Here is a 517-nt window from a genome sequence, read left to right on the forward strand (position 1 = left end):
ACTCGATTCAGTTCGAAGCCACCCGGTCCGATCGATAGCGAGCGCCGAGCATAGAGACCGAGCCCACCCGAACAGTCGCCGGAGGAAGCTACGGCCGCTCGATCGCTCTGCGAGCAAGACGGAGCACTCGACGTCCTCGACGATTTTGAAGTGCAGCGTGCCCGTGACGAGTCGCGTCAGCAGACCACGTTCGGTCGCGCCCACAACGAGCAGCGTGTGGTCTCGCGCTTCGCGTTCGATCGCGCGCTCGACGTCGCCGGAGTCGTCGACGACGAATTTGGCGTCGCCCAGGCCTCGCTCTGTCGCCCAGTCCGCCAGGAACTGCTCTCCGCGCTCGCGTTCCTCAGGGCTGTCGACGACGTGCAAAAGCGTGACTGCGGATCCGGCGGCCGTTCGAAGGCCGGCCGCGACCTCCGCGCTCAGGTCGGCGTGCGCGTTGTCCGTGACTGGCAGCAGGATCTCCGATTCGTCCAGGTCCCGGTCCCGCAACACGAGGAAATCAGACGGGAGTCGGTGC

Annotated in this window: 1 protein-coding gene; it reads right to left on the reverse strand. The window is 66.2% G+C overall.

Translation table 11 applies throughout. From position 1 onward, the window contains the following. Positions 1 to 517: universal stress protein (locus tag DEQ92_RS21875; protein WP_147299573.1), on the reverse strand; the 517-nt coding region annotated here is incomplete at both ends.

Origin of the sequence: Haloferax sp. Atlit-6N, assembly GCF_003383195.1 — an archaeon.
Classification (GTDB): Archaea; Halobacteriota; Halobacteria; order Halobacteriales; family Haloferacaceae; genus Haloferax; species Haloferax gibbonsii.